At 62.6% G+C, this 22,617-nt stretch carries 22 protein-coding genes; 17 read left to right on the forward strand and 5 right to left on the reverse strand.

Annotated features, from left to right (window positions below):
• A partial coding sequence (locus PVZ80_RS06240) for a transposase (RefSeq protein ID WP_150085997.1) occupies positions 1–318 on the forward strand: 318 nt, incomplete at its 5' end.
• A gap of 107 nt (positions 319–425) precedes the next feature.
• On the opposite strand, the gene grxD is transcribed toward PVZ80_RS06240, so the two are convergent.
• The 3 genes from grxD to PVZ80_RS06255 form a co-directional block, all read right to left on the reverse strand.
• Positions 426–764: a Grx4 family monothiol glutaredoxin gene (gene grxD, locus PVZ80_RS06245; protein WP_007922425.1), complete on the reverse strand. Its 339-nt coding sequence runs from the start codon at positions 762–764 to the stop codon at positions 426–428.
• A gap of 96 nt (positions 765–860) precedes the next feature.
• A complete protein-coding gene (locus PVZ80_RS06250; RefSeq protein WP_273863539.1) occupies positions 861–2,969 on the reverse strand; it encodes a molybdopterin oxidoreductase family protein in 2,109 nt (702 codons plus the stop codon).
• Between the two features lie 126 nt (positions 2,970–3,095).
• On the reverse strand, positions 3,096–3,386 hold the full coding sequence (locus PVZ80_RS06255) for a hypothetical protein (RefSeq protein WP_016703436.1): 291 nt from the start codon (positions 3,384–3,386) through the stop codon (positions 3,096–3,098).
• A gap of 508 nt (positions 3,387–3,894) precedes the next feature.
• On the opposite strand from PVZ80_RS06255, the gene argF reads away from it, so the two are divergent.
• Together argF and PVZ80_RS06265 are read left to right on the forward strand one after the other, a co-directional pair.
• Positions 3,895–4,815 (forward strand): ornithine carbamoyltransferase, encoded by a 921-nt coding sequence (gene argF, locus PVZ80_RS06260; protein ID WP_009050558.1) that lies wholly within the window; start codon positions 3,895–3,897, stop codon positions 4,813–4,815.
• Positions 4,812–5,921, forward strand: a complete 1,110-nt coding sequence (locus tag PVZ80_RS06265; RefSeq protein WP_009050559.1) for an ABC transporter ATP-binding protein — start codon at positions 4,812–4,814, stop codon at positions 5,919–5,921. The genes argF and PVZ80_RS06265 overlap by 4 nt, the downstream gene beginning before the upstream one ends.
• Positions 5,922–6,017: 96 nt before the next feature.
• Here the strand turns inward: PVZ80_RS06265 and ybaK are convergent, their stop codons facing one another.
• The gene (gene ybaK, locus PVZ80_RS06270) at positions 6,018–6,488 is read right to left on the reverse strand and encodes a Cys-tRNA(Pro) deacylase (RefSeq protein ID WP_009050560.1); all 471 of its coding nucleotides are present in this window, start codon (positions 6,486–6,488) and stop codon (positions 6,018–6,020) included.
• A 381-nt stretch (positions 6,489–6,869) separates the two neighbouring features.
• Here ybaK and PVZ80_RS06275 point away from each other — a divergent pair, with 381 nt between their 5' ends.
• From PVZ80_RS06275 to PVZ80_RS06340, 14 genes are all read left to right on the forward strand, one after another.
• The gene (locus tag PVZ80_RS06275; RefSeq protein WP_009050561.1) at positions 6,870–7,721 is read left to right on the forward strand and encodes an MIP/aquaporin family protein; all 852 of its coding nucleotides are present in this window, start codon (positions 6,870–6,872) and stop codon (positions 7,719–7,721) included.
• 78 nt (positions 7,722–7,799) lie between these two features.
• Positions 7,800–9,305 carry a glycerol kinase GlpK gene (glpK, locus tag PVZ80_RS06280; protein WP_009050562.1) on the forward strand — a complete coding sequence of 502 codons (1,506 nt, stop codon included), beginning with the start codon at positions 7,800–7,802 and terminating at the stop codon, positions 9,303–9,305.
• 95 nt (positions 9,306–9,400) lie between these two features.
• Complete coding sequence (locus PVZ80_RS06285) at positions 9,401–10,156, forward strand: DeoR/GlpR family transcriptional regulator (RefSeq protein ID WP_009050563.1); 756 nt, start codon at positions 9,401–9,403, stop codon at positions 10,154–10,156.
• Between the two features lie 411 nt (positions 10,157–10,567).
• The gene (gene glpD / locus PVZ80_RS06290) at positions 10,568–12,106 is read left to right on the forward strand and encodes a glycerol-3-phosphate dehydrogenase (RefSeq protein WP_016703438.1); all 1,539 of its coding nucleotides are present in this window, start codon (positions 10,568–10,570) and stop codon (positions 12,104–12,106) included.
• Positions 12,107–12,544: 438 nt separating this feature from the next.
• Positions 12,545–13,459 (forward strand): glutamate/aspartate ABC transporter substrate-binding protein, encoded by a 915-nt coding sequence (locus PVZ80_RS06295; RefSeq protein ID WP_025806014.1) that lies wholly within the window; start codon positions 12,545–12,547, stop codon positions 13,457–13,459.
• Positions 13,460–13,648: 189 nt separating this feature from the next.
• Positions 13,649–14,395, forward strand: a complete 747-nt coding sequence (locus PVZ80_RS06300) for an amino acid ABC transporter permease (RefSeq protein ID WP_009050566.1) — start codon at positions 13,649–13,651, stop codon at positions 14,393–14,395.
• A complete protein-coding gene (locus PVZ80_RS06305; protein WP_009050567.1) occupies positions 14,395–15,066 on the forward strand; it encodes an amino acid ABC transporter permease in 672 nt (223 codons plus the stop codon). The genes PVZ80_RS06300 and PVZ80_RS06305 overlap by 1 nt, the downstream gene beginning before the upstream one ends.
• Entirely contained in the window at positions 15,063–15,797 is a 735-nt protein-coding gene (locus PVZ80_RS06310) for an amino acid ABC transporter ATP-binding protein (RefSeq protein ID WP_009050568.1), read from the forward strand. Before PVZ80_RS06305 ends, PVZ80_RS06310 begins: the two co-directional genes overlap by 4 nt.
• A gap of 177 nt (positions 15,798–15,974) precedes the next feature.
• The gene (locus PVZ80_RS06315) at positions 15,975–17,876 is read left to right on the forward strand and encodes a sensor histidine kinase (RefSeq protein ID WP_009050569.1); all 1,902 of its coding nucleotides are present in this window, start codon (positions 15,975–15,977) and stop codon (positions 17,874–17,876) included.
• The gene (locus tag PVZ80_RS06320) at positions 17,873–19,198 is read left to right on the forward strand and encodes a sigma-54-dependent transcriptional regulator (RefSeq protein ID WP_009050570.1); all 1,326 of its coding nucleotides are present in this window, start codon (positions 17,873–17,875) and stop codon (positions 19,196–19,198) included. The genes PVZ80_RS06315 and PVZ80_RS06320 overlap by 4 nt, the downstream gene beginning before the upstream one ends.
• Positions 19,199–19,228: 30 nt before the next feature.
• Positions 19,229–19,558, forward strand: a complete 330-nt coding sequence (locus PVZ80_RS06325) for a GlpM family protein (RefSeq protein WP_198920110.1) — start codon at positions 19,229–19,231, stop codon at positions 19,556–19,558.
• A gap of 216 nt (positions 19,559–19,774) precedes the next feature.
• A complete protein-coding gene (locus PVZ80_RS06330) occupies positions 19,775–20,695 on the forward strand; it encodes a hypothetical protein (protein WP_009050571.1) in 921 nt (306 codons plus the stop codon).
• Positions 20,692–21,066, forward strand: a complete 375-nt coding sequence (locus tag PVZ80_RS06335) for an EamA family transporter (RefSeq protein WP_009050572.1) — start codon at positions 20,692–20,694, stop codon at positions 21,064–21,066. The genes PVZ80_RS06330 and PVZ80_RS06335 overlap by 4 nt, the downstream gene beginning before the upstream one ends.
• Positions 21,067–21,098: 32 nt before the next feature.
• Entirely contained in the window at positions 21,099–21,497 is a 399-nt protein-coding gene (locus tag PVZ80_RS06340) for an EamA family transporter (RefSeq protein ID WP_009050573.1), read from the forward strand.
• A gap of 129 nt (positions 21,498–21,626) precedes the next feature.
• Here the strand turns inward: PVZ80_RS06340 and PVZ80_RS06345 are convergent, their stop codons facing one another.
• Positions 21,627–22,493 carry a fatty acid desaturase family protein gene (locus PVZ80_RS06345; RefSeq protein WP_028683282.1) on the reverse strand — a complete coding sequence of 289 codons (867 nt, stop codon included), beginning with the start codon at positions 22,491–22,493 and terminating at the stop codon, positions 21,627–21,629.
• Between the last annotated feature and the right edge of the window lie 124 nt (positions 22,494–22,617).

Raw genomic sequence — 22,617 nt, forward strand, 5'->3', positions numbered from 1 at the left:
GCGTTGATGACGGTCTACTTGATGAAGGCTGAACTCAAAACGCTCTGGACGCCGAATACCGCTTGGAGCTGGAGATCGGCCTGGAAGCAATGGTTGCGCCATGCTCATGAAAGCGAAATACCGGCACTGATCCAGTTCGCCAAACGGCTAAAGAGTTACTGGCGGGGCATCGTCAGCCGCGTTCGCTGGCCGATGCACACCGGTCAGCTGGAAGGAATAAACAATCGNATAAAGGTCATCAAACGAATGGCGTACGGTTACCGGGATAGCGAATTCTTTTTCATGAAGATCAAGAGCGTCTTTCCCGGTATTCCGTGAAGAACCATAAAAAAGCCCCGCCTCTCTCACGAGGGCGGGGCTTTTTATTGCGTGGACAAATCCACACAACTTGCAGGAGCGAACGTGTCGCTCCTGCAAGGGACAAATCAGGCTTCGGTCTTGGCGGCAGCTTTTTCAGCGGCAGCCTTGATCAGGGTCTGCAACTCACCATTGGCGAACATCTCAGCCATGATGTCGCTGCCGCCGACCAGTTCACCGGCTACCCACAGTTGCGGGAAAGTAGGCCAGTTGGCGTATTTAGGCAGGTTGGCGCGGATTTCCGGGTTCTGCAGGATGTCCACGTAAGCGAACTTCTCACCACAACCCATCACGGCCTGAGCGGCTTTCGCGGAGAAGCCGCACTGCGGGGCATTCGGCGAGCCTTTCATGTAAAGCAGAATGGTGTTGTTGGCAATCTGCTCTTTAATAGTTTCGATGATATCCATGGAGCACCTCGGCTGAACTTTCCGACTCTGTTGTCGACACGGTGGCGCATTGTAACGGAAAGCCGAGCGCCATGCTCGGCCTCTCCGACAGACTCCTCAGGCCGCCTCCACCGTCACCGGCACGCCATTGAGCGCCGCATTGCCCGATAGCTCGTCCAGCTGACGCTCATCGGTCAGGTCATTGGCACTCGACCCCGGTTGCGCCATCGCGATGCTCATCTGTACGCCCGGCCGACCGTGCCCCCAGCCATGGGGCAGGCTGACCACCCCGGGCATCATCTCGCTGCTGGCCAGGACTTCCACCTCGATCGCCCCGACCCGCGAACTGACCCGCACACGCTGCCCGTCAGCCAGCCCCCTCCGGGCCAGATCATCGGGATTCATCAGCAACTGGTGCCGAGGCTTGCCCTTCACCAACCGATGGTAGTTGTGCATCCACGAATTATTGCTGCGCACATGGCGCCGGCCGATCATCACCAACTCATCGGCCGTCGGCGCCTGCAACGCGGCAAAACGCTTGAGGTCTGCCATGATCGCCGCGGGAGCGGCCTGCACCCGGCGGCTCTCGGTTTTCAGGCGCGCCGCCAGATTGGGCTTGAGCGGCCCCAGGTCGATTCCGTGGGGATGATTGGCCAGCGTCGCCAGCGACAGATTGAACTCGGACGTCTCGCCGTACCGTCCCGCTCGCAGCCCTCTATCGATCATCTGCGCCGGCGGCACGGTCGGCTTGAGCTCCTTGCCGGTCCGCGCGGCGAAGGCCCTGGCCAGGCCAACGAAGATTTCCCAGTCATGCAATGCCCCTTCCGGCTTGGGCAGGATCGCCTGGTTGAAGCGGCTGACATTGCGCACCGCGAACATATTGAACGTGGTGTCGTAGTGATCGTTCTCCAGGGCCGAAGTCGATGGCAGGATCAAGTCCGCGTAACGGGTGGTTTCGTTGATATACAGGTCGATGCTGACCATGAACTCCAGGCCATCCAGCGCCTGCTCCAGCTGCCGTCCGTTGGGGGTGGAGAGCACCGGATTGCCCGCCACCGTGATCAGCGCCCGCACCTGCCCCTCCCCTTTGGTCAGTATCTCCTCGGCCAGGGCCGAGACCGGCAACTCGCCGCCGTATTCAGGGCGTCCGGAAACCCGGCTCTGCCAGGCATTGAAGTGCCCACCCGAAGTCGCCGCCACCAGATCCACCGCCGGCTCGGTGCACAGGGCGCCGCCGACCCGGTCCAGGTTGCCGGTCACCAGGTTGAGCAGTTGCACCAGCCAATGACAGAGGGTGCCGAACGACTGGGTGGACACGCCCATCCGGCCATAACACACCGCCCTGTCCGCTGCGGCGAAGTCCCGCGCCAACTGGCGGATCTGCTGCGCCGGCACCGAACACAAAGGGCTCATGGCTTCGGCACTGAAACGGGAAATGGCCTCACGCACCTCGGCCAGGCCATCCACCGGCAGATGGCTGTCACGCGTCAGCCCTTCCGCGAAGATCGTCTGCAGCATGCCGAACAGCAGCGCCACATCCCCTCCAGGACGGACAAACACATGCTGGTCGGCCATGGCTGCCGTCTCGCTGCGTCGCGGGTCGACCACCACCACTTTGCCGCCATGCGCCTGGATCGCCTTCAGGCGCTTCTCCACATCCGGCACGGTCATGATGCTGCCGTTGGACGCCAGCGGATTGCCGCCCAGGATCAGCATGAAGTCGGTGTTATCGATATCCGGGATCGGCAGCAACAGCCCGTGGCCGTACATCAGGTAGCTGCTCAAGTGCTGCGGTAATTGGTCCACCGAGGTGGCGGAAAAGCGGTTCTGGGTTTTCAGCAGGCCGAGGAAATAGTTGCTGTGGGTCATCAACCCATAGTTGTGCACGCTGGGATTGCCCTGATAGACCGCCACCGCATTATTGCCGTGCCGCTCCTGGATCGCCGCCAGGCGCTCGGCCACCAGGTTGAAGGCCTCCTTCCACTCGATCGCCTGCCAATCGCTGCCGACCCTGCGCATGGGCTGACGCAGTCGATCCGGGTCGTTCTGGATGTCCTGCAGCGCCACTGCCTTGGGGCAGATATGGCCGCGGCTGAAACTGTCCTGGGCATCGCCCTTGATCGAGGTGATCTGCGGACCGGTGCCGTCGACTTCGGTGGTTTCGATGGTCAAGCCACAGATGGCTTCACACAGGTGGCAGGCACGGTGATGGAGAGTCTTGGTCATGGCCAGTCTCTATTTTATTCGGGGCGGCCAGCGTCAGGCCGCGGGAACAAAACTATGGTGCCAGACCGACATCAGCGCCAGGGACGTTCATCTTGTGAATCGGCAAGCATCAAGCCAGCCGATGGTTCAGTTGGAGGGCAGCCTCGGAGGGTCGTCCTGACGGGCGATCGGCAGCATGCCGTCCAACGGTGCTTCGCTGCCCTGCCCGCTGAATTCGGCGAGCAATCGCCAGTGCTCATCGAGATGGCTGCTGATGGTCATCATGCGATCGATCATCTGTCGCGCGGCGTTGCGCGTCGTGCTGTCTTCGCTGCGCAGCAACTCGAAGGACATCGAGGTGATCGATGCCGTCAGGTCGGTCAGGGTTCGCGTCGTCAACCCCAACAGTGTCTTCAGTTGCTGTTCTTTCGAGTCCATTCCAAGCACTTCCCTGTTGCCGGTGCGCATTTATAACCCCAGCCCTTCACCTTAGGAAATATTTCTGGCCGATATCCCCTGCCGCGAGCCGTTCCATTTCCCGCCACGCTCAAAGTACCCAGGAGCCGAGCAGAGAAAAAACCAGCCCGCGCCAGCCAGATGCCTGATAGCGGCATGGGCCACGCGTCGCGTTGCAAAGCGGTCGAGACGCAGTGTACAAATGCTGCTGCAGGCCTATGCAAAGTGGATCGACTCCACATCCGACTGGGCCCATCTGAACACGCTGGAAAACGTCACGAATGGCCCGTTTTTTTGACCCTGGCCACTCGCTGCACGTGGTGAAAGCCTTAGAAACCAAGCCTGCTATTGGTAAGACGCGACATTTAATTATAAGATCGCGCCTTCCCCTATTTCGTCGCCCCGTGCGGCTTTCGCCGCAGGTCTCGCCCGTTTCTCGATAAAACAAGGCTTTGAGTATCTGCGGTCTGTTGCAAAAAGGTAGTTAATGATGAGCGCAAGGCACTTTCTCTCCCTGATGGATTGCACGCCCGAAGAGCTGGTCAGCGTGATTCGTCGAGGCATCGAGCTGAAGGACCTGCGTAATCGCGGCGTACTCTTCGAGCCTCTGAAAAACCGCGTTCTCGGGATGATTTTCGAGAAGTCGTCTACCCGCACCCGCCTGTCCTTCGAAGCCGGCATGATCCAGCTCGGCGGCCAGGCAATCTTCCTGTCCCCGCGCGACACCCAGCTGGGTCGCGGCGAGCCGATCAGCGACTGCGCCATCGTCATGTCGCGCATGCTCGACGCGGTGATGATCCGTACCTTTGCCCACCGCACCCTGACCGAGTTTGCGGCCAACTCCCGCGTACCGGTGATCAACGGCCTGTCCGACGACCTGCACCCGTGCCAGCTGCTGGCCGACATGCAAACCTTCCTCGAACACCGCGGCTCGATCCAGGGCAAGACCGTGGCCTGGATCGGCGACGGCAACAACATGTGCAACAGCTATATAGAAGCGGCGATCCAGTTCGACTTCCAACTGCGCATCGCCTGCCCCGAAGGCTACGACCCCAACCCTGAATTCGTCGCCCGGGCCGGCGATCGGGTGAGCATCGTGCGCGATCCGAAAGACGCGGTGATCGGCGCCCATCTGGTAAGCACCGACGTCTGGACCTCCATGGGCCAGGAAGAAGAAACCGCCGAGCGCCTCAAGTTGTTCGCACCGTTCCAGGTCAATCGCGCGCTGCTCGACCTGGCCGCCGCAGACGTGCTGTTCATGCACTGCCTGCCTGCCCACCGTGGCGAAGAAATCAGCCTCGACCTGCTGGACGATCCGCGTTCCGTGGCATGGGACCAGGCAGAAAACCGTCTCCACGCACAAAAGGCCCTGCTCGAGTTTCTGGTCGAGCCGGCGTACCACCACGCATGAGCCAGCCATTACTGCTTAACCTGCGCAATCTCGCCTGCGGCTACCAGGACCAACGGGTCGTGCAGAACCTCAACCTGCACCTCAACGCCGGCGATATCGGTTGCCTGCTCGGCTCCTCCGGCTGCGGCAAGACCACCACCCTGCGCGCGATTGCCGGTTTCGAGCCGGTGCACGAAGGTGAAATCCAGCTGGCCGGCGAAACCATCTCCAGCGCCGGCTTCACCCTGGCGCCGGAGCGCCGCCGGATCGGCATGGTGTTCCAGGACTACGCCCTGTTCCCGCACCTGAGCGTGGCGGACAACATTGCCTTCGGCATCCGCAAGCACCCGCAGAAGAACCGGGTGGTCGAGGAGCTGCTGGAACTGGTCAACCTGAAGAACCTCGGCAAGCGCTTCCCCCATGAGCTGTCCGGCGGCCAGCAACAACGCGTCGCACTGGCCCGGGCGCTGGCGCCGGAACCGCAGTTGCTGCTGCTCGACGAGCCCTTCTCCAACCTCGATGGCGAACTGCGGCGCAAGCTCAGCCACGAAGTGCGCGACATCCTCAAGGCGCGGGGCACCAGTGCGATTCTGGTGACCCACGACCAGGAAGAAGCCTTCGCCGTCAGCGATCACGTCGGGGTGTTCAAGGAAGGCCGCCTGGAGCAATGGGACACGCCGTACAACCTCTATCACGAACCGCTGACGCCGTTCGTGGCGAGCTTTATCGGCCAGGGTTATTTCATCCGTGGCCAGCTGGACAGCCCGGAATCGGTGCAGACCGAACTCGGCGTACTGCGCGGCAACCGTGCCTACACCTGGCCACCCGGCGGCGCGGTGGATGTGCTGCTACGCCCGGACGATATCGTTTATGCACCGGACAGCGCCCTCAAGGCGCGGATCGTCGGCAAGAGCTTCCAGGGCGCCTCGACCCTGTACCGCCTGCAACTGCCGACCGGCAGCCAGCTCGAGTCGATCTTCCCAAGCCACGCCGATCACCAGGTCGGTGCTGACGTGGGAATCCGCGTGGCCGCCGAACACCTGGTGCTGTTCCAGGCCTCCGGCAGCACTGCGGCGCAGTTGCCACAGTCTGAATCGGGCGTTCGTCGCTACAGCGGCGCCCACTGACAATCCCGCAGGAGCCGGTTCGCCGACTCCTGTGTCGTTATGCCCCTCAACGCTTCCCTTCCCGACCAACACTGAAACCTCAGGCTGCACGCCGAGTCAGTCGCGCCCGATATCGGCGAATATCGCCTGGGTGTGCTCGGCCAACACCGCAGCCGAGAGTTCAACCTCAAGCCCACGCCGACCGGCGCTGACAAAGATGCTGGCAAAGGGTTGTGCACTGTTGTCGATAAAGGTGCGCAGGCGCTTTTTCTGCCCTAGCGGGCTGATCCCGCCCAGCAGGTAACCGGTGGCGCGCTGCGCGGCAGCCGGGTCGGCCATCTCGGCTTTTTTCACCCCGGCGGCGTGTGCCAGGGCCTTGAGATCGAGGCTTCCGACGACCGGCACCACGGCCACCAGCAATTCGCCCTTTTCACTGCTGGCCAACAGCGTCTTGAACACCTGCGCCGGATCAAGGCCGAGCTTTTCCGCCGCCTCCAGACCATAGGAGGCCGCCTTCGGGTCGTGTTCATAACTGTGCACCCGATGTTCGGCGCGAACTTTTTTCAGCAGATCCAGTGCAGGGGTCATGGCAACTCCATAGGCAGGGAAAAGAACAGAAACAGTGCCGGCGATTCTAGGATATCCGCCAGCAAAAGGCTCTATTCCAAGGCCCATCCCCCAACCCAGGCAGCCGCCGGCACCAGGCTGGCCGCGCCTTTTGCACAAAACCCGCGCGCTTCCCGCAAGATCATTCACACAACTGATAGTTATAAAATGACCAATGGTTCACTTTCGACCTTTGACAGTAATGTTTCTTGTCTATATTTTTTCGTTTGCGAATATCATGTTGTAGATCCAACAGCCGTAACCAGCAGTAAGCCGCGCCCAGGATGGGGATCCTGCCGACGGTGAAAATCGCGCTCAGCGCTTCACGCCAGCGCCAGACAACAACAAAAACCGAGGTTTTCCATGACAACTGCGTTACAACAACCGTCGCTCTCCGGCCAGTGCATGGCCGAATTCCTGGGTACAGCCTTGTTGATCTTCTTCGGCACCGGTTGCGTCGCCGCGCTCAAGGTCGCGGGTGCCAGCTTTGGCCTGTGGGAAATCAGCATCATCTGGGGGATCGGCGTGAGCATGGCGATCTACCTCACCGCCGGCGTTTCCGGCGCGCACCTCAACCCCGCGGTCAGCATCGCCCTGTGCATCTTTGCCGACTTCGAAAAGCGCAAACTGCCGTTCTACATCTTCTCCCAGATCGCCGGCGCCTTCTGCGCGGCGCTGCTGGTCTACACGCTGTACAGCAACCTGTTCTTCGATTACGAACAAGCCCACCAGATGGTCCGCGGCTCCCAGGCCAGCCTCGAGCTGGCATCGGTGTTCTCCACCTACCCCAACCCGGCGCTGTCCACTGCGCAGGCGTTCCTGGTCGAAGTGGTGATTACCGCGATCCTGATGGGCGTGATCATGTCCCTGACCGACGACAACAACGGCTTGCCGCGTGGCCCGATGGCGCCGCTGCTGATCGGCCTGCTGATTGCCGTGATCGGCAGCGCCATGGGACCGCTGACCGGTTTCGCGATGAACCCGGCGCGGGATTTTGGCCCTAAACTGATGACATTCTTCATGGGTTGGGGCGAGGTTTCCTTCACCGGCGGCCGCGATATTCCGTACTTCCTGGTGCCGATCTTCGCGCCGATTATCGGTGCCTGCCTCGGTGCCGTGGCCTACCGCGGGTTGATTGCCCGTCACCTGCCAACCGTCGCCCCTGCTCCAACGGATGCCGAAAAAGCCATTGACGGCAAAGTAAGAACTTCTTGAAACCGGTGGCGCAAGGTCCTGCCCAACCCCGACCTGCGCCTCTTGCCCACTTCCTTATTTTTGTCCAAGGCAATCGACATGACCGACATTCAGAATAAGAACTACATCATTGCCCTCGATCAGGGTACGACCAGCTCCCGTGCGATCATTTTCGATCGCGACGCCAACGTCGTGTGCACCGCCCAGCGCGAATTCGTCCAGCATTACCCGCAAGCCGGCTGGGTCGAACACGACCCGATGGAAATCTTCGCCACCCAGAGCGCAGTGATGGTCGAGGCCCTGGCGCAAGCCGGCCTGCACCATGACCAGGTAGCCGCCATCGGCATCACCAACCAGCGCGAAACCACCGTGGTCTGGGACAAGACCACCGGCCGGCCGATCTACAACGCCATCGTCTGGCAGTGCCGTCGCAGTACCGAGATCTGCCAGCAGCTCAAGCGTGACGGCCTGGAAGAGTACATCCGCGATACCACCGGCCTGGTCACCGACCCGTATTTCTCCGGCACCAAACTGAAGTGGATCCTCGACAACGTCGAAGGCAGCCGCGAACGCGCGCGCAACGGTGAACTGCTGTTCGGCACCGTCGACAGTTGGCTGATCTGGAAATTCACCGGCGGCAAGACCCACGTCACCGACTACACCAACGCCTCGCGCACCATGCTCTTCAACATCCACACCCTGGAGTGGGATGCGAAGATGCTGGAAGTGCTGGATATCCCGCGGGAAATGCTGCCGGAAGTGAAGTCGTCCTCGGAAATCTACGGCCGTACCAAAAGCGGCATCGCCATCGGCGGGATCGCCGGCGACCAGCAGGCCGCGCTGTTCGGCCAGATGTGCGTCGAGCCGGGCCAGGCGAAGAACACCTATGGCACTGGCTGCTTCCTGCTGATGAATACCGGCGACAAGGCGGTCAAGTCCAAGCACGGCATGCTCACCACCATCGCCTGCGGCCCCCGCGGCGAAGTGGCTTACGCCCTGGAAGGCGCGGTGTTCAACGGCGGCTCCACCGTGCAGTGGCTGCGCGACGAGCTGAAGATCATCAACGATGCCCACGACACCGAATACTTCGCCAGCAAGGTCAAGGACAGCAACGGCGTGTACCTGGTCCCGGCCTTCACCGGCCTGGGTGCTCCGTACTGGGACCCCTACGCCCGTGGCGCGCTGTTCGGCCTGACCCGCGGCGTGCGTGTGGACCACATCATCCGCGCCGCGCTGGAGTCGATCGCCTACCAGACCCGCGACGTCCTCGACGCCATGCAGCAGGACTCCGGCGAACGCCTCAAGGCCCTGCGCGTGGATGGTGGCGCAGTGGCCAACAACTTCCTCATGCAGTTCCAGGCCGACATCCTCGGCACCCAGGTCGAGCGCCCGCAAATGCGTGAAACCACGGCCCTGGGCGCGGCCTACCTGGCTGGCCTGGCCTGCGGTTTCTGGGGCAGCCTGGAAGAGTTGCGCGGCAAGGCGGTGATCGAACGCGAGTTCGAACCACAGCTGGCCGAAACCGAGAAGGAAAAGCTCTACGCCGGCTGGAAAAAAGCCGTCAGCCGCACCCGCGACTGGGAACCGCACGAAGGCGCTGAATAAGCCAAGTCGCGGATTCGTATCGGGTTGTAACTGGTCGGGAGCGGATTCCTGCGGCATCATGGGCAAATTTTGCACGGCAGCCCAAAGGAAGCCCCATGAATCTGCCTCCCCGTCAGCAGCAAATCCTCGAGCTGGTCCGCGAACGCGGCTATGTCAGCATCGAGGAAATGGCCCAGCTGTTCGTCGTTACACCGCAAACCATCCGCCGCGATATCAACCAGTTGGCGGAAGTGAACCTGTTGCGTCGCTACCATGGCGGCGCAGCCTACGACTCCAGTGTCGAAAACACTGCCTACGCCATGCGCGCCGATCAGATGCGCGATGAGAAACAACGCATCGGCGAAGCCATCGCCGCGCAGATCCCCGATCACGCCTCGCTGTTCATCAACATCGGTACCACCACCGAATCCATTGCCCGGGCGCTGCTCAATCACAACCATCTGAAGATCATCACCAACAACCTGCACGTGGCTTCCATGCTCAGCGCCAAGGACGATTTCGACGTGCTGCTGACCGGTGGCAATGTGCGTCGCGATGGCGGCGTGGTCGGCCAGGCCAGCGTCGACTTCATCAACCAGTTCAAGGTCGATTTCGCCCTGGTCGGCATCAGCGGTATCGACGAAGACGGCAGCCTGCTGGACTTCGACTACCAGGAAGTACGGGTGTCCCAGGCGATCATCGCCAATGCCCGCCAGGTGATCCTGGCCGCCGACTCCAGCAAGTTCGGGCGCAATGCCATGATCCGCCTCGGCCCCATCAGCCTGATCGATTGCCTGGTCACCGACCAGCAGCCGGTTCCGGCGCTGACCCAGTTGCTGCAGCAGCACAAGATTCGCCTGGAAGTCGTCTGACCCCTCTCCCGTAGCCGCTGCCGAGCCCTGGCGAGGCTGCGATCGGGGCGCAGCCCCGTAAAACCAGGCGACGCGATATGTCTGAGCGATGGTGTCGTCCGGTTTGGCGCCCGCTGTGTCGGAGTGCCGCCCAGATCGAGCGCAACCTCGTTGGTGCTAGACCGCGGCTACACCTGCCGGAACCTACTCCCTGTAGCCGCAGCCTCGCCGGGGCTCGGCAGCGACTACATATCGCGCTCCCCGGCCTCACCTGCCTTGCGTCCGACAATGTTCGTAAATTTTCCTTTGCCCGTCTTTCGATGAGTTTTTTCAATCGAAGTCCGCTGGCTGTCGGCGTGTTTCTGCGCTAGTATTTTCGCAAATGAACATTTATGTTCAATTTCAAATATCAGAAGAACACGAGGCCAGCCGATGCCCACTTCCACCTTGCCCGCGCCCCCTCTCGCCGAGATTTATGACATTGCCGTGATCGGCGGTGGAATCAATGGCGTCGGTATCGCCGCCGATGCCGCCGGGCGTGGCTTGTCCGTGTTCCTTTGCGAAAAAGACGACCTCGCCAGCCATACCTCCTCGGCCAGCAGCAAGCTGATCCACGGCGGCCTGCGCTACCTCGAACATTATGAATTCCGTCTGGTGCGCGAAGCCCTGGCCGAACGCGAAGTGCTGCTGGCCAAGGCCCCGCATATCGTCAAGCCGATGCGTTTCGTCCTGCCGCACCGCCCGCACCTGCGTCCGGCCTGGATGATCCGTGCCGGCCTGTTCCTTTATGACCACCTGGGCAAGCGGGAAAAACTCGCCGGTTCCAAGAGCCTCAAGTTCGGTCCCGACAGCCCGTTGAAAGCCGAGATCACCAAAGGCTTCGAATACTCCGACTGCTGGGTAGACGACGCGCGCCTGGTGGTATTGAACGCCATGGCCGCCCGCGAAAAAGGCGCCCACGTGCACACCCAGACCCGTTGCATCAGCGCCCGCCGCGGCAAGGGCATGTGGCACCTGCACCTGGAGCGCGCCGACGGCAGCCTGTTCTCGATTCAAGCCAAGGCCCTGGTGAACGCCGCCGGCCCATGGGTCGCCAAGTTCATCAAGGACGACCTGAAACTGGATTCGCCGTACGGCATCCGCCTGATCCAGGGCAGCCACCTGATCGTGCCGAAGCTGTACGAAGGCGAACATGCGCACATCCTGCAGAATGAAGACCAGCGCATCGTCTTCACCATTCCGTACCTGAACCACTTCACCCTGATCGGCACCACCGACCGCGAGTACACCGGCGATCCGGCGAAAGTGGCGATTACCGAAGGCGAAACCGACTACATCCTGAAAGTGGTCAATGCCCACTTCAAGAAGCAGCTGAGCCGCCAGGACATCGTGCACACCTACTCCGGCGTGCGCCCGCTGTGCAACGACGAGTCCGACAACCCGTCGGCCGTGACCCGCGACTACACCCTGGCGCTGTCCGGCAATGCCGACGAAGCGCCACTGCTGTCGGTGTTCGGCGGCAAGCTGACCACCTACCGCAAGCTGGCCGAATCGGCCATGGCCCAGCTGACGCCGTTCTTCAAGCACATCAAGCCGAGCTGGACCGCCCACTCGACCCTGCCCGGCGGCGAAGACATGACCACGCCGCAGGCACTGGCCGAAGCGATTCGCCAGAAGTTCGACTGGGTACCCAGCGAAATCGCCCGCCGCTGGGCCACCAGCTACGGCAGCCGCACCTGGCGCCTGCTGGAAGGCGTGCACAGCCTGAACGACCTGGGCGAACACCTGGGCGGCGGCCTGTACACCCGTGAAGTCGATTACCTGTGCAGCGAAGAATGGGCGGTCAATGCCCAGGACATCCTCTGGCGCCGCAGCAAGCTGGGCCTGTTCACCACACCGGCCGAGCAGGAAAAACTGCAGCACTACCTGCAGAAGGTCGAGCAGAACCGGGCAAAGATCGAAGCCGCCTGATCGCCCTTTCTATAAAGAAGCCCCCGCGCCGCACGGCCCGGGGGCTTTTTCATGCCCACCGCTTTATGTAGGAGCGAGCTTGCTCGCGATGACTGCGTGACATTCGACATAGGTGTCGACAGTCGGATCGCTATCGCGAGCAAGCTCGCTCCTACAGGGGGTAGGCCCGGCTTTGCTGGGCATTCGGTTTTCCGAACGCGACTTTCGGGTCGATTCGGATAACCGGATAAAGACCGCCGACAATATTCGCCATAAATATTTAATAGCCTTTCAAATCAAGGCCTTGATACGGATCAGCTGGCCTGGCACGACTCATGCTCTACACTCTCCGACGAATGCCTGATGCGCCAACACACATCAGGAGCCGTCAAGGCATTCGCTGTATAAGAGAGCCGTCGAACTGGCTTCATAAAAAAAACAAATGTCGAGGAAATATTGATGCGCATCGTTCCCCATCTGTTGGGCGCAGCCATTGCTGCTGCTCTGATTAGCACTCCAGTGGTCGCCGCCGAACTCACCGGCACGCTGAAGAAAATCAAAGACTCCGGCACCATCACCCTCGGACATCGCGACGCTTCCATTCCGTTCTCCTACATCGCGGATGCATCCGGCGTTCCAGTCGGCTACTCCCACGACATCCAGCTGAAAATCGTCGAAGCCCTGAAAAAAGACCTCGACATGCCGGATCTCAAGGTCAAATACAACCTGGTTACCTCGCAGACCCGTATCCCGCTGGTGCAGAACGGCACCGTGGACGTCGAGTGCGGTTCCACCACCAACAACGTCGAGCGCCAGCAGCAGGTCGACTTCTCCGTCGGCATCTTCGAGATAGGCACCCGTCTGCTGTCCAAGAAGGATTCGCCTTACAAGGACTTCGCCGACCTGAAAGGCAAGAACGTCGTGACCACCGCCGGCACCACGTCCGAGCGCATCCTCAAGGCGATGAACGCCGACAAACAGATGGGCATGAACGTGATTTCCGCCAAGGACCACGGCGAGTCCTTCAACATGCTCGAAGGCGGCCGCGCCGTCGCCTTCATGATGGACGACGCACTGCTGGCCGGTGAAATGGCCAAGGCCCGCAAACCGACCGACTGGGCCGTGACCGGTACCGCGCAATCCTACGAAATCTACGGCTGCATGGTCCGCAAGGGCGACGCACCGTTCAAGAAGGCCGTGGACGACGCCATCATCGCGACCTACAAGTCGGGCGAGATCAACAAGATCTACGACAAATGGTTCCAGTCGCCGATTCCACCAAAAGGCCTGAACCTGATGTTCCCGATGAGCGACGAGCTCAAGGCCCTGATCGCCAACCCGACCGACAAAGCGGCTGACGATAAAAAGTCCTGATTCCTGACTAACCTTGTCTCCTGAAAGGGCCCGGCCCTTTCAGGAGCCTGTCACTACCTGCTGGCTTTTTTTGGAAACACTCGAACCGGTGGTTGTCGAGCCGATCGCGTGTGCCTGGGCGTCATCCAGGCGGGAACGGATTTCCCCAAGCGGGTGCTTGTACATCGATCGATCAGAGGGGAGACCCTAATGAATTACAACTGGGACTGGGGCGTGTTCTTCAAGTCCACCGGCGTGGGCAGCGAGACCTATCTCGACTGGTTCATCGCGGGCCTGGGCTGGACCATCGCCATTGCCGTGGTGGCCTGGATCGTCGCGCTGCTGCTGGGCTCGATCCTGGGCGTCATGCGGACCGTGCCGAACCGCCTGGTGTCGGGCATCGCCACCGTCTACGTGGAGATCTTCCGTAACGTACCGCTGCTGGTTCAGCTGTTCATCTGGTACTTCCTGGTACCGGACCTGCTGCCGCAAAACCTGCAGGACTGGTACAAGCAGGACCTCAACCCGACCACCTCGGCCTACCTGAGCGTCGTCGTGTGCCTGGGCCTGTTCACCGCCGCCCGCGTCTGCGAACAGGTGCGCACCGGCATCCAGGCGCTGCCACGCGGCCAGGAATCCGCGGCCCGCGCCATGGGCTTTTCGCTGCCGCAGATCTACTGGAACGTGCTGCTGCCCCAGGCCTACCGGATCATCATTCCGCCGCTTACCTCGGAATTCCTCAACGTCTTCAAGAACTCCTCCGTGGCCTCGCTGATCGGCCTGATGGAGTTGCTGGCGCAGACCAAGCAGACCGCCGAGTTCTCGGCCAACCTGTTTGAAGCCTTCACCCTGGCCACGCTGATCTACTTCACCCTGAACATGAGCCTGATGCTGCTGATGCGCATGGTCGAGAAGAAAGTCGCAGTGCCCGGCCTGATCTCCGTGGGGGGCAAATAATGGAATTCGATTTCACTGGCGTCGTCCCGGCCATTCCCGGCCTGTGGAACGGCATGCTGATGACCCTCAAGCTGATGGCCCTGGGCGTCGTCGGCGGGATCATCCTCGGCACCATCCTGGCGTTGATGCGCTTGTCCCACAGCAAGCTGCTGTCGAACATCGCCGGCGTCTACGTCAACTACTTCCGCTCCATCCCGCTGCTGTTGGTAATCACCTGGTTCTACCTGGCGGTGCCCTTCGTGCTGCGCTGGATCACCGGCGAAGACACCCCGATCGGCGCGTTCGGCTCGTGCATCGTGGCCTTCATGATGTTCGAAGCGGCGTACTTCTGCGAAATCGTCCGCGCCGGCGTGCAGTCGATTCCCAAGGGCCAGATGGGCGCTGCCCAGGCACTGGGCATGAGCTATGGCCAGATGATGCGCCTGATCATCCTGCCCCAGGCGTTCCGCAAGATGACCCCGCTGCTGCTGCAGCAGAGCATCATCCTGTTCCAGGACACCTCGCTGGTATACACCGTGGGCCTGGTGGACTTCCTCAATGCTTCGCGCTCCAGCGGCGACATCATCGGCCGCTCCAATGAGTTCCTGATCGTTGCCGGTCTGGTGTACTTCACAATCAGCTTTGCCGCCTCGGTGCTGGTCAAGCGTCTGCAAAAAAGGTTTGCCGTATGATCTCTATCAAGAACATCAACAAGTGGTATGGGGACTTCCAGGTGCTGACCGATTGCAGCACCGAGGTCAAGAAAGGCGAAGTGATCGTGGTGTGCGGACCGTCCGGCTCCGGCAAATCCACCCTGATCAAATGCGTCAACGCCCTGGAGCCGTTCCAGAAAGGTGACATCGTGGTCGACGGCACTTCCATCGCCGACCCGAAGACCAACCTGCCGAAACTGCGTTCGCGCGTGGGCATGGTGTTCCAGCACTTCGAGCTGTTCCCGCACCTGACCATCACCGAAAACCTGACCATCGCGCAGATCAAGGTGCTGGGCCGCAGCAAGGAAGAGGCCACCAAGAAAGGCCTGCAACTGCTCGACCGGGTCGGCCTGGCCGCCCACGCCCACAAGCACCCGGGCCAGTTGTCCGGCGGCCAGCAACAACGTGTGGCGATCGCCCGCGCGCTGGCGATGGACCCGATCGTCATGCTGTTCGACGAACCGACTTCCGCGCTCGACCCGGAAATGGTCAACGAAGTGCTGGACGTGATGGTGCAGCTGGCTCACGAAGGCATGACCATGATGTGCGTGACCCACGAAATGGGCTTCGCCCGCAAGGTCGCGGACCGGGTGATCTTCATGGACGCCGGCAAAATCATCGAAGACTGCCCGAAAGAGGAATTCTTCGGCGACATCAACGCCCGCTCCGAGCGTGCGCAGCATTTCCTCGAGAAAATCCTGCAGCACTAAAAACCATGCAATCCCTGTAGCCGCTGCCGCAGGCTGCGATAAGGCCGAAGGCCTTCAGCGATCTCAAGATCGGGCGCCCACCTTGTGGGCGATCGCAGCCTTCGGCAGCGGCTACAGCTCGCAATACCACGGGGACGTCACCATGGACGGACAACTGGTACACCCGGGACCACTGTGATGAAATGCGACCCCACTCTCTATCGCGCCGCGCCGCCATCACTCGCCGTGAAACCCCGTCTGATCCGTCACCTGTTCCTGCCGCCCCTGGTCATCCTGCTGATGATCGGCCTGGGCTACGTCGGCTTCTGGGTCAGCGAGCACTACGGCATCCGCAGCCTCAGCGAGAACGGCGAACGCCAGCTGGAACTGCACGCCCGCGCAGTCGAAAGCGAGATCAGCAAATACACCTACCTGCCCAGCCTGCTGGAACTCGAATCCAGCGTTTCGCTGCTGCTCAACGAGCCGACGCCGGAGCACCGGCAGACCGTCAACAATTACCTAGAAGGCCTGAACCGGCGCAGCCGCAGTCGGGCCATTTACGTGATGGACACCACCGGCCGCGTGCTGGCCACCAGCAACTGGCGCGACGTCGACAGCTACCTGGGTGAAGACCTGTCGTTCCGGGCCTATTTCCAGAATGCCGTGCGCGGCCAGCCCGGGCGCTTCTACGGCATCGGCAGTACCAACGGCGAACCCGGCTACTACCTGGCCCACGGCCTGGAAGAACAGGGCAAGATCATCGGCGTGGCGGTGGTCAAGGTGCGCCTGGAGGCCCTCGAAGAGCGCTGGCAACGCGCCCGCCTGGAAGGCTTCGTCAGCGACGAGAACGGCATCATCATCCTCTCCAGCGATCCGGCCCGGCGCCTGCGGTCGGTACGCCCGCTGAGCGACGACACCAAGGAGCGTCTGGCGCGCAGCCTGCAATATTACTGGTTCACCCTCAACGAACTGGAGCCGCTGGCCCGCGAGCGCCTGGCCGAAGGCGTGGAGAAGCTGACCTTCCCGGCCAACACCGAGCTGGTATCCGACGACAAGGAAATCAGCTACCTGTCCCAGACCCGGCCCCTGAGCGATACGCCCTGGAACTTCACCCTGCTGACCCCGCTCAAGGACCTGCGCCGCGAAGCCATCAACCAGGGCATCCTGGTGGCCGTGGCCTTCGCCCTGGTGGCTTTCCTGCTGATCGCCTGGAACGAGCGACGCAAGGTCATCGCCACCCGTCTCGCCGCCCGCGAAGCCCTGCAGGAAGCCAACAACCAGCTGGAACGGCGGATCGCCGAACGCACCAGCGACCTGCGCGCCAGCAACGAGCGGCTCAAGGGCCAGATCCGCGAGCGCCGCCAGGCCGAGGAAACCCTGCGCCGCGCCCAGGACGAACTGGTCCAGGCCGGCAAGCTCGCCGCCATCGGCCAGATGTCCACCAGCATCGCCCATGAACTGAACCAGCCGCTGGCCGCCCTGCGCACCCTGTCCGGCAACACCGTGCGTTTCCTCGAGCGCGGCGCCCTGGACACCGCCAGCACCAACCTCAAGACCATCAACGAACTGATCGACCGCATGGGCCGCATCACCGCCAGCCTGCGTTCCTTCGCCCGTCGTGGCGAGGACCAGGGCGAAGCCAGCCTCGGCAAGGCCGTGGACGCTGCCCTGCAACTGCTCAACGCACGCCTGGAAAACCTGCCGCTGCAATTGCACCGCGACTTCAGCGAGGTCCAGGTCAAGATCGACCAGACCCGCCTGGAGCAGATCCTGGTCAACCTGATCGGCAACGCCCTGGACGCCATGCAGGCGCAGCCGCGGCCGGAGCTGTGGCTGGAAGGCGAAAGCGTCGAAGGCAAATACCGCCTGCGGGTGCGCGACAATGGCCACGGCATCGACGCCGAGGCGCGCAAGCATCTGTTCGAACCCTTCTTCACCACCAAACCCGGCGAACAGGGCCTGGGCCTCGGCCTGACCCTGTCCGCCAGCCTGGCCGCCGCCACGGGTGGCAACCTGGGCGTCGAGCACCCGGCCGACGGCGGCACCGCCTTCGTCCTCAGCCTGCCCCTGGTCAGCCCTACACAAGCCGAGCCGCTATGAACAACGACCTTACCGTCCTGATCGTCGAAGACGACCCCCATGTCCTGCTCGGCTGCCAGCAGGCCCTGGCCCTGGAAGACATTCCCTGCGTCGGCGTCGGCAGCGCCGAAGAAGCCCTGGAGCGGGTCGGCGACAACTTCGCCGGGATCGTCATCAGCGACATCCGCCTGCCGGGCATCGACGGCCTGGAACTGCTGACCCGCCTCAAGGCCCGCGACCGCAGCCTGCCGGTGGTGCTGATCACCGGTCACGGCGATATCTCCATGGCCGTCGGCGCGATGCAGAAAGGCGCCTATGACTTCATGGAAAAGCCCTTCTCCCCCGAGCGCCTGGTGGAGGTCGCCCGGCGCGCCCTGGAGCAGCGCGGGCTGGCCCGGGAAGTGTCGTCGCTGCGCCGCCAGCTGGCCGAGCGCGACTCCCTCGAAGGGCGGATCATCGGTCGCTCGCCGGCCATGCAGCACCTGCGGGAACTGATCGCCAACGTCGCCGACACCTCGGCCAACGTGCTGATCGAAGGCGAGACCGGCACCGGCAAGGAACTGGTCGCCCGTTGCCTGCATGATTTCAGCCGCCGCCACACCCACCAGTTCGTCGCCCTCAACTGCGGCGGCCTGCCGGAAAACCTGTTCGAAAGCGAGATTTTCGGCCACGAGGCCAACGCCTTCACCGGCGCCGGCAAGCGGCGCATCGGCAAGATCGAGCACGCCCACGAAGGCACGCTGTTCCTCGACGAAGTGGAAAGCATGCCAATGAACCTGCAAATCAAACTGCTGCGGGTGTTGCAGGAGCGCACCCTGGAACGCCTGGGCTCGAACCAGAGCGTGGCGGTGGATTGCCGGGTGATCGCGGCGACCAAGTCCGACCTCGACGAGCTGGGGCGCGCCAACCAGTTCCGCAGCGACCTGTATTACCGCCTGAACGTGGTGACCCTGGAGCTGCCGCCGCTGCGCGAACGGCGCGAGGACATCCTGCAGTTGTTCGAGCACTTCCTGCAGCAATCGTCCCTGCGTTTCGACCGCGCCGCGCCGGAGCTGGACAACCAGACCCTGTCGAACCTGATGAGCCACGACTGGCCGGGCAACGTGCGCGAGCTGCGCAACGTCGCCGAACGTTTTGCCCTGGGCCTGCCGGCGTTCAAGAAGTCCAGCGGCAACGCTGCGCAAGGCCTGGGCTTTGCCGAAGCGGTCGAGGCCTTCGAGCGCAACCTGCTCAACGACGCCCTGCAGCGCAGCGGCGGCAACCTGACCCAGGCCAGCCAGGAACTGGGCATGGCCAAGACCACGCTGTTCGACAAGGTCAAGAAATACGGCCTGAGCCACTAACCGACATCTGCGAGAAGTACCGTGGATTTATTGCTGAAAGCCTGCCTGGGCGCCGCCGTGGTGGTGATCCTCGCCGCCCTGGCCAAGACCAGGAACTACTACATCGCCGGCCTGGTGCCGCTGTTCCCGACCTTCGCCCTGATCGCCCACTACATCGTCGGCAAGGGCCGTTCCATCGACGACCTGAAGACCACCATCGTCTTCGGCATGTGGTCGATCATTCCCTACTTCGTGTACCTGGCGACCCTCTACGTAATGGTCGACCGCCTGCGCCTGGAAGCCTCCCTGGCGATGGCCGCGGTGGCCTGGCTGATGGCCGCCACCGTGCTGGTCAGCGTCTGGGTCCGCGTCCACGCCTGAAGCCTGCGGTGCCCATGCGTTTTTTTCGCGAGCAAGCTCGCTCCTACAGGTGACGCTGGGTCCATGTAGGAGCGAGCTTGCTCGCGATGACGTCCGACCTGCCTCGCCGAGGTGCTGGCCCGTCCCTTGCATTTACCCTGTAAAGCCCGCTCTGCCTGCGTTTGCGACCTGTGACGCCGGCTTTTTCGAGGGGCGCTGCCATGGGTAAATCCTGCTTTGAACATTCTCGATCTCGACCACAGCCTGACCGCCCAGGAGCCTGTCCAGCGCCGGCTGCGCAGCGGCCAGGCGCGACGCCTGGACCTGCTGGACCTGGGCCCGAAACTGCGGCTCTGGTCCACCGAACGCACCTACCGCCACTTCACCGAGCGCCTGCGGCAAAGGCCCGCGCACAGTGGGCCGCAGCCGGAAATCTTCTTTGTCGGCTCCGGTGACTACCACCACCTGACCCCGGCCTTCCTGGCCGACCTGCAACAGCCGGTCAGCCTGATCCACTTCGACAACCACCCCGACTGGGTGCGCTTCGCGCCGCGTCGGCACTGCGGTTCCTGGGTCAACCGGGCCCTGCAGCTGCCGCATATCCAGCGCATCGTCACCCTCGGGCCGTGCAGCGACGACCTGCACAACCCGCAGCTGCGCGGCGGCAACCTCAAGGCGCTGCGACGCGGCAAGTTGCAGCTGTTTCCCTGGCAGCACGCGCCCTCCAAGGTCTGGGGCCGGGTCGGCGACGGCGCCGGGCACCAGCAGCAGGAAAACCACCTGCACTGGCGCAACCTGGCCGGGCTCGACTGGCCTGCCTTCCTCGAGCAGATGATCGACAGCCTGCCGACCCAGGCGATCTGGATCACCATCGACAAGGACGTGCTGGCCAGCGCCGACGCCGCGACCAACTGGGACCAGGGCGGCATGCGCCTGAGCCACCTGCTGCAAGCCCTGCGCAGCCTGGCGGCGCGCAAGCGCATCCTCGGTATCGACGTCTGTGGCGAGTTCGCCGCGCCGGCCTTCAGCAACGCCTTCAAGCGCTGGGAAGCGCGCTCCGACCAGCCGCCGGCCGAACGCTGGAGCGAGGCCGACCTGCTGCGCAATGCGACCACCAACGAAGCCCTGATGGCGCTGTTCGAGGAGCTGTTCCCGTGACCCTGACCGTTATCTTGCTGGTGGCTTTTTCCATCGTCCTCGACGTGATCGGCCAGCTCTGTTTCAAGCTCGGCCTGGACCGCCTGCCGGAACTGGAAGGCGGTTTTCGCCTGAACGCCTTCTGGGGCCAGGTGTTCAACGCACCACTGTTGTGGTGCGGCATCGGCGCCTATGTGATCGAGTTTTTCGTCTGGCTCGAAGCCTTGTCCCGGGCGCCGCTGAGCCTGCTGTTCCCGGCCGCGGCCCTGGCCTATTGCGGCGTGGTCCTGGCCGGCAAGCTGATCCTCGGCGAGAACGTCAGCCGCCGGCGCTGGCTGGGCACCCTGGTCATCACCCTCGGGGTGATGCTGGTGTGCGTCGCCAGCACCTGAGCCCCCTTCAACGCTTCACAAGGAAAGACGGTATGACTGCACAGACTCACGGCTGGCTCCACGGGCGCCTCGGCACCCTGGTGCTCTGGGCCCTGCTGATCGGCTTCGAAAGCGCCGGCCAGATCGCCACCAAGGTCGGTGGCGATCAGCTGGGCCAGATGGATTTCAACCTGCAATGGCTGGCCGCGGTGGCGGTCAACCCGGGAGTGCTGCTGGCGATCGCCTGCTACATCGGCGCCTTCTTCGTATGGATGCTGATCCTGCGGCGCAGCAGCCTGTCCCTGGCCTTCCCCCTGAGTTCGCTGGTGTTCGTGGTGGTGTTGCTCGGCTCGTGGCTGGGCCTGGGCGAGCAGATCAGCCTGCTGCACTGGGTCGGCGTGCTGGTGATCATCGGCGGGATCGCCCTGCTGGCCGAGGGCGAGGAAGCCTGAAGGGCTTTATGTAGCCGCTGCCGCAGGCTGCGATAAGGCCGAAGGCCTTCAGCGATCTCAAGATCCTGCGCCCGCTTCGCTGTCGATCGCAGCCTCGCAGGCTCGGCAGCGGCTACAGGTGCGCGGGTGTCAGGGCTTCGGGTGTTTCAGCAAGAAACCCAGGCCATGGGCCACGGGAATTGCCTTCACCCCCGCCGCCCGCTGCTGTTCGCGGATCTCGCGGTGGAAGGCCTTGACCCGGGTCCAGTGCATCTTCGGCCGGTAGTGGTGTTCGGCGTGGTAGCCGTTGTTCATCCAGATCAGGTTGTAGAGCCGGCTGTAGGAACTCACGCCCCAGGCGATCGGCAGGTCCGGGTTGCCGCCCAGGTGCTCGTAGTAGCCATTGAGCGAAGACAGCGACTGTCCCAGGTACCAGAACGGCAGCAGCACCAGCAGCGCATGCCAGTCGTATAGCGCCAGCGCCACATAGGCCAGCACTGTCACGCCGATTTCCACCTTGACCCAACGCGCGTCCGCCGGGCGCTTGCGCTGCATTTCCTGGTAGATGGCCTTGGGGTCGTCGCGGAAAAAACTCAGGAAGGTGTAAGCCCAGACATTGTCTGGCTGGCCATTGCGGCCATGCAGGTAGATCGACAGCGGGTCGACCGTGGTGCCGTCCGCCCCGGGCCGATCCGAGTTGCCACGGTGATGGCGGTTATGGATATCGCGGTACAGGGTCTGGGAAAAACCGATGGTCACCGACAGCAGCAGGTCGAAGGCGCGGTTCAGCCAGGGCAGGCTGAAATAGGCGTTGTGGATCTGGTTGTGGGAGATGCTGTTGATGCTCCACGACAGGCTGACCGCATACAGCAGCGCCGCCGGCAGGATCACCCACCAGGACAGGCTGTGAAAGGCCAGCACCAGCCAGAGCACGAAGGAAAAATGCGCCAGGGCCATCAGGATCGGGACGATGTCCCACAGCGAATGGGCGAGCAGGCGATAAGCGGGACGAGCCATGAAGAACTTCCTGAAAAGTGGGTTCATGGCTGCCAGTGCAAAGGGTGGACCAATTCCTCCGATATAGGAGCGAAGCTTGCTCGCGATGAATGCTGACGCGGTATTTCAGACACCCCGCGGCGCC

Source organism: Pseudomonas sp. B3G-3 (assembly GCF_028640915.1).
GTDB lineage: Bacteria > Pseudomonadota > Gammaproteobacteria > Pseudomonadales > Pseudomonadaceae > Aquipseudomonas > Aquipseudomonas chlororaphis_I.

Excerpts from the sequence above, each read along its gene's own strand:
- PVZ80_RS06285 (WP_009050563.1), top strand. The coding sequence starts at position 9,401 with ATGAATCTGCCTCCCCGTCAGCAGCAAATCCTCGAGCTGGTCCGCGAA.
- PVZ80_RS06310 (WP_009050568.1), top strand. The coding sequence starts at position 15,063 with ATGATCTCTATCAAGAACATCAACAAGTGGTATGGGGACTTCCAGGTG.
- glpK (WP_009050562.1), top strand. The coding sequence starts at position 7,800 with ATGACCGACATTCAGAATAAGAACTACATCATTGCCCTCGATCAGGGT.
- PVZ80_RS06275 (WP_009050561.1), top strand. The coding sequence starts at position 6,870 with ATGACAACTGCGTTACAACAACCGTCGCTCTCCGGCCAGTGCATGGCC.
- ybaK (WP_009050560.1), bottom strand. The coding sequence starts at position 6,488 with ATGACCCCTGCACTGGATCTGCTGAAAAAAGTTCGCGCCGAACATCGG.
- PVZ80_RS06255 (WP_016703436.1), bottom strand. The coding sequence starts at position 3,386 with ATGGACTCGAAAGAACAGCAACTGAAGACACTGTTGGGGTTGACGACG.
- PVZ80_RS06340 (WP_009050573.1), top strand. The coding sequence starts at position 21,099 with ATGACTGCACAGACTCACGGCTGGCTCCACGGGCGCCTCGGCACCCTG.
- glpD (WP_016703438.1), top strand. The coding sequence starts at position 10,568 with ATGCCCACTTCCACCTTGCCCGCGCCCCCTCTCGCCGAGATTTATGAC.
- PVZ80_RS06250 (WP_273863539.1), bottom strand. The coding sequence starts at position 2,969 with ATGACCAAGACTCTCCATCACCGTGCCTGCCACCTGTGTGAAGCCATC.
- PVZ80_RS06315 (WP_009050569.1), top strand. The coding sequence starts at position 15,975 with ATGAAATGCGACCCCACTCTCTATCGCGCCGCGCCGCCATCACTCGCC.
- PVZ80_RS06300 (WP_009050566.1), top strand. The coding sequence starts at position 13,649 with ATGAATTACAACTGGGACTGGGGCGTGTTCTTCAAGTCCACCGGCGTG.
- PVZ80_RS06295 (WP_025806014.1), top strand. The coding sequence starts at position 12,545 with ATGCGCATCGTTCCCCATCTGTTGGGCGCAGCCATTGCTGCTGCTCTG.
- PVZ80_RS06345 (WP_028683282.1), bottom strand. The coding sequence starts at position 22,493 with ATGGCTCGTCCCGCTTATCGCCTGCTCGCCCATTCGCTGTGGGACATC.
- PVZ80_RS06305 (WP_009050567.1), top strand. The coding sequence starts at position 14,395 with ATGGAATTCGATTTCACTGGCGTCGTCCCGGCCATTCCCGGCCTGTGG.
- argF (WP_009050558.1), top strand. The coding sequence starts at position 3,895 with ATGAGCGCAAGGCACTTTCTCTCCCTGATGGATTGCACGCCCGAAGAG.
- grxD (WP_007922425.1), bottom strand. The coding sequence starts at position 764 with ATGGATATCATCGAAACTATTAAAGAGCAGATTGCCAACAACACCATT.
- PVZ80_RS06320 (WP_009050570.1), top strand. The coding sequence starts at position 17,873 with ATGAACAACGACCTTACCGTCCTGATCGTCGAAGACGACCCCCATGTC.
- PVZ80_RS06265 (WP_009050559.1), top strand. The coding sequence starts at position 4,812 with ATGAGCCAGCCATTACTGCTTAACCTGCGCAATCTCGCCTGCGGCTAC.